General features: G+C 70.4%; 16 protein-coding genes and 2 pseudogenes. 6 read left to right on the top strand and 12 right to left on the bottom strand.

Going from position 1 to position 15644, the window contains the following annotated elements; all coding sequences use genetic code 11:
* Nucleotides 1–116: 116 nt before the first annotated feature.
* Both ABFX81_RS18350 and ABFX81_RS18345 read right to left on the bottom strand, forming a co-directional pair.
* A pseudogene (locus ABFX81_RS18350) lies at nucleotides 117–200 on the bottom strand (hypothetical protein); the annotation flags it as partial.
* Nucleotides 197–829 carry a DUF5937 family protein gene (locus tag ABFX81_RS18345; protein WP_086846651.1) on the bottom strand — a complete coding sequence of 211 codons (633 nt, stop codon included), beginning with the start codon at nucleotides 827–829 and terminating at the stop codon, nucleotides 197–199. The pseudogene ABFX81_RS18350 and the gene ABFX81_RS18345, both read right to left, overlap by 4 nt.
* A gap of 99 nt (nucleotides 830–928) precedes the next feature.
* On the opposite strand from ABFX81_RS18345, the gene ABFX81_RS18340 reads away from it, so the two are divergent.
* From ABFX81_RS18340 to ABFX81_RS18320, 5 genes are all read left to right on the top strand, one after another.
* Nucleotides 929–1486, top strand: a complete 558-nt coding sequence (locus ABFX81_RS18340) for a tripartite tricarboxylate transporter permease (RefSeq protein WP_086846653.1) — start codon at nucleotides 929–931, stop codon at nucleotides 1484–1486.
* Nucleotides 1487–1676: 190 nt separating this feature from the next.
* Nucleotides 1677–2399 carry a M50 family metallopeptidase gene (locus ABFX81_RS18335; RefSeq protein WP_059416546.1) on the top strand — a complete coding sequence of 241 codons (723 nt, stop codon included), beginning with the start codon at nucleotides 1677–1679 and terminating at the stop codon, nucleotides 2397–2399.
* A 95-nt stretch (nucleotides 2400–2494) separates the two neighbouring features.
* Entirely contained in the window at nucleotides 2495–3811 is a 1317-nt protein-coding gene (gene aroA / locus ABFX81_RS18330; RefSeq protein WP_086846655.1) for a 3-phosphoshikimate 1-carboxyvinyltransferase, read from the top strand.
* A gap of 17 nt (nucleotides 3812–3828) precedes the next feature.
* Nucleotides 3829–4839 carry a ribosome small subunit-dependent GTPase A gene (rsgA, locus tag ABFX81_RS18325; RefSeq protein WP_086846657.1) on the top strand — a complete coding sequence of 337 codons (1011 nt, stop codon included), beginning with the start codon at nucleotides 3829–3831 and terminating at the stop codon, nucleotides 4837–4839.
* Between the two features lie 147 nt (nucleotides 4840–4986).
* Nucleotides 4987–5310 carry a DMT family transporter gene (locus ABFX81_RS18320; protein WP_086600180.1) on the top strand — a complete coding sequence of 108 codons (324 nt, stop codon included), beginning with the start codon at nucleotides 4987–4989 and terminating at the stop codon, nucleotides 5308–5310.
* Nucleotides 5311–5317: 7 nt separating this feature from the next.
* On the opposite strand, the gene ABFX81_RS18315 is transcribed toward ABFX81_RS18320, so the two are convergent.
* Nucleotides 5318–5923, bottom strand: coding sequence for a TetR family transcriptional regulator (locus tag ABFX81_RS18315; protein WP_086846659.1), 606 nt, complete (start codon nucleotides 5921–5923; stop codon nucleotides 5318–5320).
* Nucleotides 5924–6185: 262 nt separating this feature from the next.
* Between ABFX81_RS18315 and hisN the strand changes: the two genes are divergently transcribed.
* The gene (gene hisN / locus ABFX81_RS18310) at nucleotides 6186–6986 is read left to right on the top strand and encodes a histidinol-phosphatase (RefSeq protein WP_059421254.1); all 801 of its coding nucleotides are present in this window, start codon (nucleotides 6186–6188) and stop codon (nucleotides 6984–6986) included.
* A gap of 37 nt (nucleotides 6987–7023) precedes the next feature.
* Here the strand turns inward: hisN and ABFX81_RS18305 are convergent, their stop codons facing one another.
* The 9 genes and pseudogenes from ABFX81_RS18305 to ABFX81_RS18265 all read right to left on the bottom strand — a co-directional run.
* Complete coding sequence (locus ABFX81_RS18305) at nucleotides 7024–8259, bottom strand: tyrosine-type recombinase/integrase (protein ID WP_086853397.1); 1236 nt, start codon at nucleotides 8257–8259, stop codon at nucleotides 7024–7026.
* A 79-nt stretch (nucleotides 8260–8338) separates the two neighbouring features.
* Entirely contained in the window at nucleotides 8339–8578 is a 240-nt protein-coding gene (locus tag ABFX81_RS18300; protein WP_086853395.1) for a helix-turn-helix domain-containing protein, read from the bottom strand.
* Between the two features lie 443 nt (nucleotides 8579–9021).
* Nucleotides 9022–10497 carry an ATP-binding protein gene (locus ABFX81_RS18295; RefSeq protein ID WP_086853393.1) on the bottom strand — a complete coding sequence of 492 codons (1476 nt, stop codon included), beginning with the start codon at nucleotides 10495–10497 and terminating at the stop codon, nucleotides 9022–9024.
* A gap of 2 nt (nucleotides 10498–10499) precedes the next feature.
* On the bottom strand, nucleotides 10500–11387 hold the full coding sequence (locus tag ABFX81_RS18290; RefSeq protein WP_428837190.1) for a bifunctional DNA primase/polymerase: 888 nt from the start codon (nucleotides 11385–11387) through the stop codon (nucleotides 10500–10502).
* 90 nt (nucleotides 11388–11477) lie between these two features.
* Entirely contained in the window at nucleotides 11478–11942 is a 465-nt protein-coding gene (locus ABFX81_RS18285; protein WP_086853389.1) for a hypothetical protein, read from the bottom strand.
* Between the two features lie 204 nt (nucleotides 11943–12146).
* Nucleotides 12147–14255, bottom strand: a complete 2109-nt coding sequence (locus ABFX81_RS18280) for an FtsK/SpoIIIE domain-containing protein (RefSeq protein ID WP_086853386.1) — start codon at nucleotides 14253–14255, stop codon at nucleotides 12147–12149.
* Between the two features lie 105 nt (nucleotides 14256–14360).
* Nucleotides 14361–14678 (bottom strand): hypothetical protein, encoded by a 318-nt coding sequence (locus ABFX81_RS18275; protein WP_086853384.1) that lies wholly within the window; start codon nucleotides 14676–14678, stop codon nucleotides 14361–14363.
* 36 nt (nucleotides 14679–14714) lie between these two features.
* Nucleotides 14715–14882, bottom strand: coding sequence for a hypothetical protein (locus ABFX81_RS18270; protein WP_346138388.1), 168 nt, complete (start codon nucleotides 14880–14882; stop codon nucleotides 14715–14717).
* 381 nt (nucleotides 14883–15263) lie between these two features.
* Nucleotides 15264–15641: pseudogene (locus ABFX81_RS18265) on the bottom strand (DNA cytosine methyltransferase); the annotation flags it as partial.
* Nucleotides 15642–15644: the final 3 nt, after the last annotated feature.

Below are 15644 nucleotides of genomic sequence, written 5' to 3'. Positions count from 1 at the left end.
CCAAGTACCGCCATGCGCCGTTGGACCTGCCCCACGGGGACCGTCGCCGTGTTCCGCATCGCCGGGTACTGCACGACGACCGGATGGCCGGGGACGTGCTTGACGACCACGTGTGGATCTCCGTGCACGCTCGGCAGGAGGATGCAGGGCGTGCGCTCGTCCAGCCGCGCCGTCGCGTGGTACAGCTTGTCGACGATCACGCGGGGCGGGTCGTCCGATGCGGTGCCGATGCCGTCGAAGGCCGCCGCGACGCGTCCAGGCGCAGTTGTCGCTGCCGGGCCCGGGCATCGGCGTCCACGTCGGCCCGCACCCGGCGCCACTCCTCGTCGAGGAGTGCCGCGGCGAAAGCAGCGAGGAAGTCCAGCAACTCGTCCCGGAACCGGGCCGGGTCGTCGATGAGCCGAAGCCCGAGGTCGTAGCGGCGCAACGAGATCGGCCGCAACCGCCGTAGCGCCCCCGCCGGGTCCTGCGGCGGTTCGCCGGAGGTTCGGTTCTTGCTGATCAGCGCCTCCAGCGTCAGCGCGGTGAAGGCTTCGACGGACAGTCGCGACACCCCGGCGAGCTCGGCGTCCAGTGAACGCTCGGGCCCCGTGGTCAGTGGCAGCAGATAACGCGCCCGGAACGCGCCCCACAGGGGAGCCCATACCGTCGCGCGGGCCAGCAGATCGTCGGTGATGTCGTGGTGCACCGCCGAAAGCCACGCCTGGCTCGCCGGGTGGTGCTCCGGTTCGTCCAACGCGTGCAACGCGGCGCACAGTTCGGCCAGGGGCGAGGGCCGGACGGTGATCAGCTCCGGTCGCGCGGCCCCGGTCATCAGGAGCACAGCCATCCTCAAGATCACCGCGCTCGCGTCAATCTCCTTGTTGCGCCTTCGAACGGTCCGCAACTCATCCCTCAAACCCCTGCTGACCTGCGCTTTGGAGGACGTATGGCCGACCACGCACGTCTCGCGGAACGAGGCGGTCGCGCGCACCCGACCGAGTACTACTCGGGGGGCGCGACCAACATTCAGCCCGGACCCCAACTGTTCGAACAACAGTCCACGCTCGTATGGACGCTCATCGCCAGCCTCTACCTCGGCAACTTCATGCTGCTGGTACTCAACCTCCCCATGGTCCGGATCTGGGTCAGGCTCCTGCGCCTCCCGGCACCGGTCCTCAGCGCGGGCATCCTGTGCTTCGCCCTCCTCGGCGTCTACTCCCTCTCGCAGAGCACCTTCGAGATGATGATCGCCATCGGGGTGGCGGTCCTCGGTCTGTGCATGCGCCGCACCGGCTACCCCATCGCACCGCTCATCCTCGGTGCGGTGCTGGGGCCGCTCATGGAGGCCCAGTTCCGAAGGGCCCTGGCGTTCAGCGAAGGGGACACGGCTGTCTTCCTCACGCGACCGGCCTCGGCAGCGATCCTGTCGCTGGCTCTGGTCGCGCTGGTGGGACCGGTGCTGATGCGACGCCGTACGCAGGTCAGACTCCCTGAACCGGTGTAGGCGGAGCGGGGCGCGGACCGGCCCTCAGTACCTGAAAGGCAAGAGCCCCGGATCACTCCGGGGCTCTGATGCTGTGACCTGCATGTTTGCCGCCCGGAACGATCGCTGTTACGTCGGCGTCTCAGATACCGTCCGCACATACGTGCCACACTGCCAGATTCCATCCGCCCACAGGGAGCCATCGCCGCACATGGACAGCACCGCAACCGCCTCCCTCGCCTCCCTCTGGGACGAGGTCTCCGGCACCCAGCCCGATCCCGACCTGTGGGTCGTGATCGCGACCCTGGTGGCCGCGCTCGCCGTGGTGATCCCGCACGGCCTGTGGCGCGTCTCCCGCAACGCCATCACCATCGCCCACGAGGGCGGCCACGGGCTCGTGGCCCTGCTCACCGGCCGCACCCTCACCGGCATACGGCTGCACTCGGACACCAGTGGCCTGACCGTCAGCCGCGGCAAGCCGTACGGCATCGGCATGATCCTCACCGCGGCCTCCGGGTACACCGCCCCGCCCCTGCTGGGCCTCGGCGGCGCGGCCCTGCTGGGCTCCGGGCGCATCACGCTCCTGCTGTGGCTGGCCACCGCCCTGCTGCTGGCCATGCTCGTGATGATCCGCAACGCCTATGGCGCCCTCACCATGATCGTCACCGGCGGCCTGTTCGTCCTGGTGTCCTGGCTGGCCGGCCCGCAGGTCCAGGCGGCGTTCGCGTACGTGGTGGTGTGGTTCCTGCTGATCGGCGGGGTGCGTCCGGCGTTCGAGCTCCAGGCCAAGCGGTCGCGGGGCGGGGCGGGCGACTCGGACGCGGACCAGCTGTCGCGGCTGACGCACGTGCCGGCGGGGTTGTGGCTGTTCCTCTTCCATGCGGTGTCTCTGTGCTCGCTGATCGGTGGGGGCAGGTGGCTGCTGGAAATGTGACGCGGGGCTGTCCCGGTACACGGCACCCCCCGCGTGGGTGTGCCCGGCCCCCACGGCGCCGCACCCGAGCCACCGCCTCCTTATAAAGTGAAGCCATGGCCCCGAACACCGCAGACACCGCCCTTTGGCCCGCCCCGCACGCGAGCGGAGCCGTCGACGCGACGGTCCACGTGCCCGGGTCCAAGTCGGTCACGAACCGCGCCCTGGTCCTCGCCTCCCTCGCCTCCGAACCGGGCTGGCTGCGCCGCCCCCTGCGCTCCCGCGACACCCTGCTGATGGCCGGCGCGCTGCGCGCCATGGGCATCGAGATCGAGGAGGGCGTGGGCCCGGACGGCACCGGCGAGGCGTGGCGTGTGCTCCCCACGGGCCTGCGCGGCCCGGCCACGGTCGACGTCGGCAACGCCGGCACGGTGATGCGGTTCCTGCCGCCGGTCGCCGCGCTCGCGGACGGTCCCGTCCGCTTCGACGGTGACCCCCGCTCGTACGAGCGTCCCCTGAACGGAGTCATCGACGCGCTGCGCCAGCTCGGTGCCCGGATCGACGACGACGGCCGTGGCGCGCTGCCGTTGACCGTGCACGGCAGCGGCGCCCTGGACGGCGGCACGGTCGCCATCGACGCGTCCTCCTCGTCGCAGTTCGTCAGCGCCCTGCTGCTGTCCGGCCCGCGCTTCAACCAGGGCGTCGAGGTCCGCCACACCGGCGCCACGCTGCCCTCCATGCCGCACATCCGCATGACCGTCGACATGCTGCGCGCGGTCGGCGCCCAGGTGGACACGCCCGAGTCGGGCGGCGAGCCCAACGTCTGGCGGGTCACGCCCGGCGCCCTGCTCGGCCGCGATCTGACGATCGAGCCCGACCTGTCCAACGCCCAGCCGTTCCTGGCGGCCGCGCTGGTGACCGGTGGCCGGGTCGTCATCCCGGACTGGCCGTCCCGCACCACCCAGCCCGGTGACCGGCTGCGCGAGATCTTCACCGAGATGGGCGGCTCCTGCGAACTGACCGAGTTCGGGCTCGCGTTCACCGGCTCGGGCTCGATCCACGGCATCGACGTCGACCTGAGCGAGGTCGGCGAGCTGACGCCCGGCGTCGCGGCGGTCGCGGCCCTCGCCGACTCCCCGTCGACCCTGCGCGGCGTGGCCCATCTGCGGCTGCACGAGACGGACCGCCTGGCCGCGCTGACCAAGGAGATCAACGAACTCGGCGGTGACGTCACGGAGACCGCCGACGGTCTGCACGTCCGCCCGCGCCGGCTGCACGGCGGGATCTTCCACACGTACGACGACCACCGCATGGCCACGGCCGGGGCGATCATCGGCCTCGCGGTCGAGGGCGTGCAGATCGAGAACGTGGCGACGACGGCCAAGACCCTGCCCGACTTCCCCGACCTGTGGACCGGGATGCTCGGGGCGTAGGACACGGGGATCAGGTCATGCGCCGCTACGGCAAGCACACCGACGAGGACGACATCCGCACCCGTCCCGGCCGCCGGAACACCCGGCCCCGGACGAACATCCGGCCCAAGCACGAGGACGCCGCCGAGGGCCTCGTCCTCACCGTCGACCGGGGCCGCCTGACCTGCCTCGTCGAGGACCGTGTGGTCATGGCGATGAAGGCCCGCGAGCTGGGCCGCAAGGCGGCCGTGGTCGGAGACCGGGTGGCCCTCGTGGGCGACCTGTCGGGCAAGAAGGACACGCTCGCGAGGATCGTCCGCATCGCGGAGCGCACGTCAGTGCTCCGACGCACCGCGGACGACGACGACCCGTTTGAGCGCGTGGTCGTCGCCAACGCCGACCAGCTGGCCGTGGTCACCGCCCTGGCCGACCCGGAGCCCCGCCCACGGCTGATCGACCGCTGTCTGGTCGCGGCCTACGCCGGCGGCCTGGACCCGCTGCTGGTCCTGACCAAGTCGGACCTCGCCCCGCCCGACAAGCTGCTGGAGCTGTACGGCCACCTCGACATCCCCCACGTCGTCACCAGCCGCGAGGAACTGCAGAACGGAACCGCCCTCGCCCGCGTGCGCGAGCAGCTCGACGGCAAGATCACCGCGTTCGTCGGCCACTCCGGGGTCGGCAAGACCACCCTGGTCAACTCGCTGGTGCCGGAAGATCAGCGGCGTACGACCGGGCATGTGAACGCGGTGACGGGCCGCGGACGCCACACCACCACCTCGGCGCTGGCGCTGCCGCTGTCGGGAAGTGACGGCTGGGTGATCGACACGCCGGGCCTGCGGTCCTTCGGCCTGCACCACGTGGACCCGTCCCAGGTCATCCACGCCTTCCCCGACCTGGAGCCGGGCACCGAGGGCTGCCCGCGCGCGTGCAGCCACGACGAGCCGGACTGCGCGCTGGACGCGTGGGTGGCCGAGGGGCACGCGGATCCGGCGCGGCTGTACTCGCTGCGGCGGCTGCTGGCCACGCGGGAGCGGAAGGAAGGCGACTGACCTCCGCGTTGTTTGTCATGGCGTGCGGACGGTAAGTGCATAATCGCACCAAGCCGGATGCAAGAACGCCCAGACGCTGAGGAATCTGGCGAACTTGCTCAAACTGACTAAGCGGTCGCTGAACGTGGGATACGGGAGGAACGACTCATGGCGTGGCTGCTGGTCATAGTGGCGGGGTTGCTGGAGACCGGCTTCGCCGTGTGTCTGAAGCTGTCGCACGGTTTCACACGGCTCTGGCCGACGATCGCGTTCTGCGTCTTCGCCCTCGGCAGCTTCGGCCTGCTGACCCTGGCGCTGAAGAAGCTCGACGTGGGTCCCGCGTACGCGGTGTGGACCGGCATCGGCGCGGCGGGCACGGCGATCTACGGCATGGTGTTCCTCGGCGACCTGGTGTCGACGCTGAAGATCGTGTCGATCAGCCTCGTCATCATCGGTGTGATCGGGCTTCAGTTGTCGGGATCGGCGCACTGACGTCGTGTCAGCCGGCCTCGCGCTGAAGGATGCTGTGGACCAGGTCGGCGACGCCGCCCTCGCCGGGTGGCGCGGCCACGCAGGACAGGGCGAGCCGGACGGCGAGTTCACAGGAGCGAGCCAGGTCGGCGGTGTCGGACTTGGGGGTTCCGGGTCCCGCCAGGACGGTGACGGCGCGGTCGCGGACGAGGGCGACGAAGTCACCGGGTGAGGGCAGTGGGCCGTCGGCGCGGCGCTGGGCCGGTACGGCGGAGGCGGAGGACACGGCCGACAGGGCCGGGGACGGCAGCCGTTCGCTCCAGCAGCCGGTGAGCATGGCGCGGACGAGGGCGTTCTCGCGGGCCGCCGAGGTGATCCACTCGGCGGTGGCGGTGAGCCGGTCGCGCAGGTCGCTGTGCCCGGTGAGCGCACGGTCGACCCCGGCGAGATACCCGTCGGCCTCTCTCCTCACGAGCGCCCGGGCGAGCCCGTCCTTGCTGCCGAACTCGTTGTACAGGGTCTGCCGGGACACTCCCGCCGCCGCGGCCACGTCCACCATCCGCACGGCGGACCACGGCCGGCGCGCCAGCGCCGCGTAAGCGGCGTCCAGTAGAGATTCCCGCGCTGCAGGCATCAACGCCTCCCCTTGGGGCGAGCGGCTCTGCGCCCAGATTTGACGCGCACGCAACCACTGTCAAGGGCCCGCGGGCGCACACGGGGGGCGCCTTTGAGCCGACCTGCGCGGGCGCCTCCGGCGGTTGAGCCGGGGTCGCCCGCCACCCGCCCTCGGCACCGCCGCCGCGGCACCCCGCACCCGCCGAGCCCCCACAACACCCCCACCCCCGCCCGCAAACCCCCTGTAGCCCCACCCCCACCTCGGCAGATAGGTTCGTTATATGCCCGACTACCTCGACGACCTGCGTCTCGCCCACGTCCTCGCCGACGCCGCCGACGCCGCGACGACGGACCGGTTCAAGGCACTCGACCTCAAGGTCGAGACCAAACCGGACATGACCCCGGTGAGCGAAGCGGACAAGGCCGCCGAAGAGCTCATCCGCGGCCAACTCGCCCGCGCCCGCCCCAGGGACGCGATCCTCGGCGAGGAGTACGGCGTCGAGGGCACCGGTCCCCGCCGCTGGGTCATCGACCCCATCGACGGCACCAAGAACTACGTACGCGGCGTCCCCGTCTGGGCCACCCTCATCTCCCTGATGGAAGCCGGCGAGGGCGGCTTCCAGCCCGTCGTCGGCGTCGTCTCCGCCCCCGCTCTCGGCCGCCGCTGGTGGGCCGCGAAGGGCTACGGCGCGTTCTCCGGCCGCAGCCTCACGAAGGCGACCCGCCTCCAGGTCTCCCGCGTCGGAAAACTCGCCGACGCCTCCTTCGCGTACTCCTCGCTCAGCGGCTGGGAGGAGCAGGGCCGCCTGGACGGCTTCCTGGACCTCACCCGCGAGGTGTGGCGCACACGCGCGTACGGCGACTTCTGGCCGTACATGATGGTCGCCGAGGGCGCCGTCGACATGTGCGCCGAGCCGGAGCTGTCGCTCTGGGACATGGCCGCCAACGCGATCATCGTCACCGAGGCCGGCGGCACCTTCACCGGACTCGACTCCCGCCCGGGCCCGCACAGCGGCAACGCGGCGGCGTCGAACGGCCTGCTGCACGACGAGTTGCTGGGGTATCTCAACCAGCGCTACTGAGGGCGTTTGCGGCCTGACCTGCGGGTTTACCCCAGGATCAAGCCGCCTGGGCCGTCGTGGGGCCGTCATCGGCCTCCGGGCCGCCCTCAAAGGCCCGGTTCACCGCCTCCCGCGTCCGCTTCTCGCTGCTCGGCATCAGGTGCGTGTACGTCCGCAGTGTGAAGCCCGGATCATGGTGCCCCAGGTACTCCGACAGGGCCTTGATGCTCTCCCCCGCGTCCAGCAGCACGGACGCGTAGAAGTGCCTCAGCGCGTGCATGCCGTTCTCCCGACCACGAGGGACACCCGCCGTGTCGAGAGCGGGCCGCCATGCCTTCTCGTTGAAGACGGTGCGGATCACCGGGCGCCCCTCGGCGTTGCGGAAGAACACGGATGCCGTGGCCGGTGAGCCGTCGACCGACCTCCACGGCAGCATCACAGCAGCCGGCGGGTACTGCGCAATGTGTGCCTCAAGCGCCCGAGCGACGCTCGCCGGCAGTGGGACCGTGCGTGTCTTGCCTCCCTTGGGCAGTGCGAACACCTGTCGCCCGGCGATGAGCTTCACCTGCCGGACGACGTGAACCACGCCCTCGACGAAGTCCACGTCTTCGGCCGCCAGGCCGAGCACCTCGCCTTGGCGCATGCCGCACCCGCCGGCCAAGTCCACCATGGCCCGGTACCGCTCAGGCAGTGCCGAGCGCACCGCCAGCACGCGCTCACGCGACCAGGGAACAATCCGGCGGGGTTCCGGCTTGGGCGCCCGCACCGAGGACGAACGGCACGGGTTGTGCGGGATCAGGCGGTCATCCACGGCCGCCGCCAACATGGCGTTGAGATTCGCGAAGATGACCCGCTGGTATGCGGCGGCCACTCCACCGTCTTCGAGCTTCCGCAACCACTCCCGGATGTGGATCGGCCTCAGCGAATCGAGCGAGCGGTTACCGAGGTGGGGCAGGACGTGAAGACGGATGCGCTGCTCGGTGCTCACGAACGTTCCGGGGTCCATCGTGAGCGATGCCAACCAGCGCTCGGCATGCTGCCGCACGGTCAGGCGACCGGCACGCGGGTCGATGTACTGCCCGCGCGACATGTCCGCCTCGATCCCAGACAGCCACTTCTCGGCAATGCGCTTTTGGCCGTCGGGGAAGCTCTTCGACTTCTCGGTGCCGTCGGGACCGACGTACCGGGCGCGGTAGCGCATGCCCGTGCCGTGGCGGTCGGTCTTGACACGGACGGTCTTGCCGTCGGTGCCGGTCTCGGTCTTGTACCAGCGGTCTTGGATGTGGCCTGCCATGCGGCGGCATTCCTCTCTCGACAGGCAGCAGGGAGAGCCGCTGGGCAGCGGCTCTCCCTGCTGTTCGCGTGATGTGCAGCTAGGCGGCGTCTCGGTCGGTGTTCTTGAGCTTGGTGACGTAGGTGCGGATGTCGGCGGGGTCGTAGCGGATGTACTTACCGATACGGAAGCCGGGAGGGCCGATCCGCTTCTTGCGCCACTGGTAGACGGTCTCCTTCGGCACCTCGAAGATCTCGGCGATGTCGTCGGGGGTGAGGTAGCGGTCGGGCAATCCGCCTCGGAGAGTGGCGCGGGGGTCGGGATCTAACGCTTTTGCCATAGGGACTCCAAGCGGGAGGTCAGGGCCGTTGTCTGTCCGAGGTGCGGATTTCTGCGTCATTGCGTCATCAGCGTCATTCGGGCTTCTGACCTGCGGTTTCGCGTGACGCAGTGGCTTGGTGGTGCGTCACTGGCGCGTCATGGGCTGCGTCATCCGGTGACGCAGATGACGCAGGATGACGCAGGCGCCGCCGTCTGCGTCATCCTTCTAGCCGCAGGTCAGGGGCCGTTTTCTTGCCTGCATGACGCAGATGACGCAGCGTCTCTCCTCTTAGGACAAAGAGGGGGTGGTGTCTGTTGTGGGCGGTGCCGCTTCAAGCGTGAGGAAAGAGCCGCTGCGCGGCACGACCATCGCGGGGCGGCGTCGCCGCCGAACAGCAAGAAGAGCACGCCCGGCCGCTGGTGCTCTTCTTGCTTGCCCGGACGAGCGTGCGGGGGCACGGATCAGAACATCCGCTTCTCTTCGTGTGGCGGCGGGGCTTCCCGGCGGGTCATTTCGAGGTAGCGGCCCTCGCTGGTGCGGCCCGAATCGATGAGGACACCCCGAGCTGCAAGCGTCGGCTGGAGGCGCTTGAGCCGGTCGGAGAGGACCTTGCCCGTGGTCGGCCACCCTTTCGGCATGGGCCGCAGTTCGTCGCCGCTGTAGAGGCGGCTGAGGCAGTGCAGCCACTCAGTGGAGGTCATCCGCTGCTCGCCGCCCGGTTCGATGGTTTCGGCGTGCTTGAGGACGGTCTGCGCGAGCAGGTCGCCCTCGATCACGTCGTCGTTGAGGTCGTCGAGGCTGCGCCGGTAGGCGGCGAGTGCGCCCAGGCCGGTCGCAGCGTCGAGCTGTGCGCACAGGTGGGCGAAGTCCGCCATCCGCAGATCGGTCGGTGTCTCGGCTTCAGCCGCGCGGACCTTGACCGTGAGGTCGAGCAGGGACCCGAGAATGACCGGCAGAGCCTCTGCGTACTCCGCCCACAGCTCCGCCTCCGTGCGCCGGACCCGGGGCCGCTCCAGACGCAGGGGCAGCAGGCGTTCGGCGAGGTCGGGCCGGATGACGCCCACGTCGATGCCGGTCAGCAGCATGGGGCGGCGGTAGCGGGCGCGGACCACGTCGCCGTCGGTGTACAGGGCGCGCTTGACGTTCTCGGCTCCGGTGACGATGCAGCACATTGCGTCGGACAGATCCGGGGTCATGTGGGAGAGGTTGTCCAGGGCCGTGACCCATCCGGCGGCCACGGCCGCGATCAGGTTCTCCTCGTCCTTCGGGGCGCGCCGCAGGTCGCCGCTCATGCCCTCGATGATCCGCACGAGCATCCGTCCGCCGGTGGACTTGCCGGCGCCCTGGGGGCCGGTGAGGAAGGGGGCGGGGACGGGCACGGACGGCCCGAGGCAGCCGATGAGCCATGCGATGGCCAGGCACTCGGTCTCGGCGTTGGCGAAGTTGCACAGCCTCAGCAGGAGATCGATTCCCTTGCCGTCGGTGTCCTTGGCGGGCAGAGGCAGTTCGCCGGTGAGCTGGGTGCGCCGCCAGCACACCTCGCGCGGGTCGGGGATGGCGATGTCCCAGCCGGTGGGGTGGATACGGACCGACTGCCCGTCGTTGCGGCCCAGGTCCAGCCACGTCGCCCCGTCGAATCCCGGCGCGACGCGGATGTGGACCGGCTGCACGTCCTCGGTCAGGGCGAGTGCCTCGATCAAGTCCAATGCCTCCTTGAGGGCGGTGCCGTTGAACACGCCGTGCCCGTCGCGGAAGAGGCCGACCATGAGTTCCTGGCGGTGGCTGCCGGTCGTGCCCTGTGAGCGGATCGGGCGGGCCACGGGGTGGCCGTTCTTCTGCGCGTACACGGTCCCATCAGCGGTGCGGAAGTACCGGAAGTGCGCCTGTGCGTAGTCGGTGATGACCTCGCGGGCCGGGGTCTTGTCGTCGTCGGACATGGTCACAGTCCCAACCTGGTGCGGGCGTTGGTCCACGCGTCGTTGCAGTGCCGGGGAGATTCGCCCTTGGTCTGGGCGGCGTTGAACAGCCGCGTGATGTGGGCGTCGGTAAGGCAGCCGCACCGGCCGTGCGTGGACAGCACGGCGAGGAAGGTCCGGTAGACGGTGGTGTGGATCGCGCTGCGGGCCCTGGTGATGTGCTGCTCGGCCATGGCGATGCCACGTTCCAGGTAGGCGGGTGTGCGATGAGGGCACTCCGCCTTCCCGGCCGGTGCGGGGACGGTGAGCCGGAGCGGCGCCGGCCGGGCCGGGGAAGGCTCCTTCACGGCCAGTACGCGGACGGCGTCCGGCAGGTCGGTCGTGGTGCCGGTGCCGGGGCCGAGATAGCGGGCGTAGGACATGGTCGACTTGATGTCGACGCCGGGGCGGACAGCGTTGTGCGACGACATGGCGCCCCGGTAGATCCAGTGCTCGCCGCGTGTCGTCGCCACGGTCCGGGTGGCGGGCAGGGCGGTGCGTGCCCAGTCGACGGCCGCCGCGTTGTCCAGGTCCACCACGGTCAGCCCGGCGGCTCCGGGGTGGTAGGCGACGCAGACGGCCCGCCGCCATGCGGCCGTCCATGCCGGGGAGGTGAGAACGGCCGGGTCGGTGGTGGCGGCGGCCCACGCGTGGCAGACGCCAGGGCAGCGGCAGGGGCCGGGGATCTTCATGTTCGGCCGGCCCCCGCAGGCGTTCTGCACGCATGCTGGGCAGTTGCCGAACGGCGCCTTCCCCGCGCGCAGGGGTAGCACTGGCACACCGGCAGCGGCCAGCGTCAGCGCGGAGCGGAGGGGTTCGGACAGCGCGTTCATGCCGCCGCGCCCTCGCCGGGTCAGGGTCGGTTGCGTCATGCTGGGAGACCTCCACAGGTCAAGTGGTTGGCAGGTGGACAAGGGCGGCCCCGCTTCTTTGGCGAGAGGGAGGGGCCGCCCTTGGCGTAGTTAGCCGTGGAAGTGGTTGCGCTTGATCACGGCCTTACGGATGTTCACCGTGGTCCCTCCCTGGTGGCCGCTCGTACTGAAGACCTGCACGGCGATCCATCCGCCGAAGATCACGGCGGCAAGGATGATGAGCTGTCCCACGAATGCGGTAAGGGCGGCGATGAACGAGGTGAGCAGCAGCAGACCGCCGCACACGGCGAGGAACCCGACGCCCCCGAGGGCGACGTTCACCGCCGCGCGGGAGACTGGCGGCTTGGTCGCGACCGGTTCGGGCTTGGCGGGCTCGATGGCGTAGCCGGTGACGACGCGGCCGTCGGGCAGGACCACGCTCGCCACCGCCGGGACGCTGGCCGGCTGGACGGGAACGAGCGGCGTCGGCGTCACGGTGGCGGGGGTGATGGGAGTGGGCTGGTGGACTTCCACGCACCGTTCGGCGGGCGCGTGGCCGGAGTGTTCGGGGTACATGCGGAATCCCTTCGCGGAGTGGTTCAGGGAGGTTGAGACACCCCCTTGCGGGTGTGCTGTGGAGGGGTGTTTCGGGGGTCTGACCTGCGCGCCTCCCTGACTCCCTGATGGATCATTCGTGCAGGTCAGGGCCAGGGAGGCAGGTCAGGGAGGCGCTTAGGGAGTTCTCCCTGCCTCCCTGACCGTTTGGGGGTCGGCTCCCTGTCATCCGTCGGCGGAAGCGGAACCCTCTTCGTCGCGGTTGGCGAGGGCGCGGGCGACGCGGTCGCGGGCGACGACCATCACGCCGTCGGACTTGTACGGCTCGGCGCCGGCGTCGTCCAGGACGCGCTTTAGGTCGATGAACGACCAGCCGCCGTAGGCGTCCGCGTTCCGTGTGGCGAGCCGCGCGAGCACGTCCTTGGTCCGCACGCGGGGCGCGTCGCCGATGACGGCGGCGATGTCGGCGAGCGAGTCGTGTTCTGCGCCCCGCTCGATGGCGTGCAGGGTGGTGACGCCGTCGCGCAGGGCCTTGGCCCGGTCGGTGATGGCTTCGGCTGCGTCGTCGTCGATGTAGTGCGTGCGCACGGTGATGGAGGACTGTCCGGCCGGGATGGTGATGCCGTCGGAGGCGACGACCAGGGTTCCCCGGTCCAGACCCGGACGCAGCAGGTTCGGAGCGGCGCCCCCGTCGACGGCCTTGTCTCCCAGGGCCATGCGGGCCTGGGATTCGGTGCCCAGGGCGAGGGAGGCGCGGGTGTGGGCGCCCTCGCGGACCAGCTTGGGGAGGTTCTCGTTGGTCGGGTCCTGGGTGCCCTGCCACATCAGCACGTTCACTGCCCGCCCCTGGTTGTGGATCTTCCGGACGGCCATGAAGTACCGGGAGTTGGCCTTCGACCCGCCATAGGGCCGCTTGTCCTCGTCCTTGGCCGGGCACATGAACGCCACCTGCGCCTCGTCGACCAGCACGATCAGCGGCGGGAACGTCGTTCCGGGCGGCGCCTGAATGCGGCGGTTCATCTCGTCGACGGCGCTCTCGACCATCTCGGTTACCTGGATCACGTGCTCATCCGTCGGGCCCTGGATCAGGGTGGTGGCGAGCCCGTCGAACATGGCCCAGTCGCCCACGCCCTTGAGGTCGCCCATGAGGAACTGCACCGACTTGTCCAGCGAGAGCCACAGGGCCAGGGAGCGCAGGGCCACGGTCTTGCCCTGGTTCGACAACCCCGTGATCAGGAGGTGGCGCTGGTACAGGCTCAGCGCGGCGGCGTCCCCGCGCAGGTCCTGACCCCAGGGCGCCTTGCCCTTGGCGTAGTCGGCGGTCATCGTGTCGTCGGTGACTAGCGGCGACGGGCCGATCGGCTCATCCAGCGCGCCGGAGTCGGCGATCCACAGCCGGACCGTGCGGGCCGCCTGCGGGATCGTGATGAACACCTCGTGCTCGTGCCGGGTCAGGTTCTCGGCCAGCTTCCGGCGCTTGTTCTGCACTTCGTTGGTCGACACCCCGGAGGGAAGGGTCACGTCGACCTCGACACCGCATCCGGCGATGGTGATCGGGCCGAGCATGCTCGCGCCGGCGTCGCCCATCTCCTTGATGGCGTTGCGCAGCGCGGGCACTCCGAGGTCGCGCAGGGCCTTGACCACGATGGACGGGGTGATCGGCTCACCCTCGCCGGAGCGGATGTTCGCGGGCAGCGCCCATGCGGGTGCGGCGTGCTGCTTGCGGCCGACCGACCAGAGGGCGAGGAGGGCGAACAGTGGGCCGATCGTGAGCGCCGGGCCCCAGACGACTTGCACGATCCGGATCAGCAGAGCGATGAAGTCGATGGTCGCGGTCAGCGGCGTGACCACGTCGCGCACCTCGCCCGAGTTGATCGCCATCACGACACCGAGGGCGACCAGCAGACCGATGCTCATGCCGGCGCCGACCGCGACGCCCTTGGCGGCCTCCACGGGCGAGTGCAGCAGGTCCATGCGGCGGTGGTGGCGAGCCGCACGGAAGCGCGTCAGGCGCTCCTCCCACTCCTCGGCCGCTTCCAGGTTCCCCGCGGCTTCAGCCGCCCGGATCATGCGCTCGTAACGGGCGCCGGTACGGCCGTCCCAGGCACGGCGGGCCACGATCCGCCCGCCGTTGAACGTGTACGACGTGTGCCGGGCAACCGCCCGACCCGTCGACCGCGTGCGCTCGTGCGTGACGGCCGACTTCACCGCACGCCCGGAACGCACCCACAGGGGCGCCGGCGGGGCGGCGGGCACGACGGTGAGCACCGTGGGCGTCGCGTCGTCGGTCGGGGGGTCGGTGGGCTTGTGGAGGTGAACGACGTTCTCAGACATGCTGGGACTGCTCCTGACTGCCCCATTGGGGCGGGAGTGAGGGAGTGCCGGGGTGGCCGGGTCCGTGGAAAGAGCGGCCACCCCGGCGTGCGGGGAGTGGGCTGGTCAGAACCAGCCGCGCGACTTCTTGGCGGCCTTGTCGCGGGCGGCCTCGGTGATGAGCCGCTGGCGCTCGCCGTGCAGGGCGGTCAGTTCCGCGTTCAGTCGCATCTCGGCGGCGGAGCCGATGGAGTCCATGCGGTCCTCGGCGCCGGTCGTGCTGCGGCCCTTGTGGACGCTGCGGGCGCCGCTGGCCATGGCGCGGGTCATCGACAGGCGTTCGCGGCTGGTCAGCGGCCACCACTCGCCCCGCCGCACGGCTTCCAGCTTCTTCATGGTCCGCTGGATCTCACGGTCGAGGCGGCGGATGTCGGAGTTGCCCATGGTCAACCCTTCGGTCGGATGGGTGGTTGGTGCCGCTCATGCGGCGTGCGCGAGGGTTCGTCCGGGGCGGTCGGCGAGGCGACCGTGCAGGACGGAGAGGGCGTGGGCGGCCTGTTGCGGGACCACGCCATTGCCCAGGGCCTTGAGCTGGGCGTTGCGGGACAAGCCGGGGACGGCGGTGACGTGGCCGGGATCCAGGCCCATGAGCCATTCGACGAACGCGGGACTCAGACGTCCTCGATGGTCAACTGCCCAGGGGGCACGATGCCCGGTGACCCTTTCCCACCGCGCGACGGCGGAGGCGAAACGCCCCCAGTCGGCGTCTCGGGGCCCGGCAGCAGCAGGCGTGCCGCATCGAGGAGCGTCATCCCGTACCCCTCGCCGTACGGCGTCCCGTCCGGCCGGTAGTTCGCCGTGGTCCCCGGAAAAGACGCGTTCGGCGTGGGCAACAGCGCAACGGCCGTCCGCAGATCCAATCCCCCGTCCCCATGCGCCCCCACCCCGTTCGTGTCCGAGGTGCGGGGCGTCGGCAGCAGCGGCGAGGACGAAGAGCCGGCGTCGCTGGTGCGGAGCGCCGACCTGGTCCGCGCGTACAACGCACCACTCCGCATCGAACCCGAGACGGGCAAGGTCGGCGAGGACGTCGGCAAACCCAAGTCGAAGGTGGTTTGCGACGTTCTCCAGGACCGCATAGCGGGGTCGTAGAACGCCAAGGGCGTGCGCGATGTACGGCCAGATGTGCCGCTCATCAGCGGTTCCTTTCCGCCGTCCGGCAAGACTGAAGGGCTGGCAGGGATACCCGCCAGTCAGGACGTCGACCGGGCCGACATCCCGCCAGTCCAGGGCCGTGATGTCCCCGAGGTTGGAAACCTCCGGGTGGTGGTGGGCGAGGATCCGCGAGGCGCCGGTATCGACATCGGCGACCCACGCCAACTCCCCGCCGAACACGGCCTGGACGGCCATGTC

The sequence above is a fragment of the Streptomyces coeruleofuscus genome, from assembly GCF_039532725.1.
Classification (GTDB): Bacteria; Actinomycetota; Actinomycetes; order Streptomycetales; family Streptomycetaceae; genus Streptomyces; species Streptomyces coeruleofuscus.
The sequence above is the reverse complement of the archived record's forward strand: the minus strand, read 5'-3'. Positions and strand labels throughout refer to the sequence as shown.

What these genes read in the sequence shown, in the direction of transcription:
- ABFX81_RS18345 (WP_086846651.1), bottom strand. Translation starts at nt 829, where the DNA reads ATGGCTGTGCTCCTGATGACCGGGGCCGCGCGACCGGAGCTGATCACC.
- ABFX81_RS18340 (WP_086846653.1), top strand. Translation starts at nt 929, where the DNA reads ATGGCCGACCACGCACGTCTCGCGGAACGAGGCGGTCGCGCGCACCCG.
- ABFX81_RS18335 (WP_059416546.1), top strand. Translation starts at nt 1,677, where the DNA reads ATGGACAGCACCGCAACCGCCTCCCTCGCCTCCCTCTGGGACGAGGTC.
- aroA (WP_086846655.1), top strand. Translation starts at nt 2,495, where the DNA reads ATGGCCCCGAACACCGCAGACACCGCCCTTTGGCCCGCCCCGCACGCG.
- rsgA (WP_086846657.1), top strand. Translation starts at nt 3,829, where the DNA reads ATGCGCCGCTACGGCAAGCACACCGACGAGGACGACATCCGCACCCGT.
- ABFX81_RS18320 (WP_086600180.1), top strand. Translation starts at nt 4,987, where the DNA reads ATGGCGTGGCTGCTGGTCATAGTGGCGGGGTTGCTGGAGACCGGCTTC.
- ABFX81_RS18315 (WP_086846659.1), bottom strand. Translation starts at nt 5,923, where the DNA reads ATGCCTGCAGCGCGGGAATCTCTACTGGACGCCGCTTACGCGGCGCTG.
- hisN (WP_059421254.1), top strand. Translation starts at nt 6,186, where the DNA reads ATGCCCGACTACCTCGACGACCTGCGTCTCGCCCACGTCCTCGCCGAC.
- ABFX81_RS18305 (WP_086853397.1), bottom strand. Translation starts at nt 8,259, where the DNA reads ATGGCAGGCCACATCCAAGACCGCTGGTACAAGACCGAGACCGGCACC.
- ABFX81_RS18300 (WP_086853395.1), bottom strand. Translation starts at nt 8,578, where the DNA reads ATGGCAAAAGCGTTAGATCCCGACCCCCGCGCCACTCTCCGAGGCGGA.
- ABFX81_RS18295 (WP_086853393.1), bottom strand. Translation starts at nt 10,497, where the DNA reads ATGTCCGACGACGACAAGACCCCGGCCCGCGAGGTCATCACCGACTAC.
- ABFX81_RS18290 (WP_428837190.1), bottom strand. Translation starts at nt 11,387, where the DNA reads ATGACGCAACCGACCCTGACCCGGCGAGGGCGCGGCGGCATGAACGCG.
- ABFX81_RS18285 (WP_086853389.1), bottom strand. Translation starts at nt 11,942, where the DNA reads ATGTACCCCGAACACTCCGGCCACGCGCCCGCCGAACGGTGCGTGGAA.
- ABFX81_RS18280 (WP_086853386.1), bottom strand. Translation starts at nt 14,255, where the DNA reads ATGTCTGAGAACGTCGTTCACCTCCACAAGCCCACCGACCCCCCGACC.
- ABFX81_RS18275 (WP_086853384.1), bottom strand. Translation starts at nt 14,678, where the DNA reads ATGGGCAACTCCGACATCCGCCGCCTCGACCGTGAGATCCAGCGGACC.
- ABFX81_RS18270 (WP_346138388.1), bottom strand. Translation starts at nt 14,882, where the DNA reads ATGGGCCTGGATCCCGGCCACGTCACCGCCGTCCCCGGCTTGTCCCGC.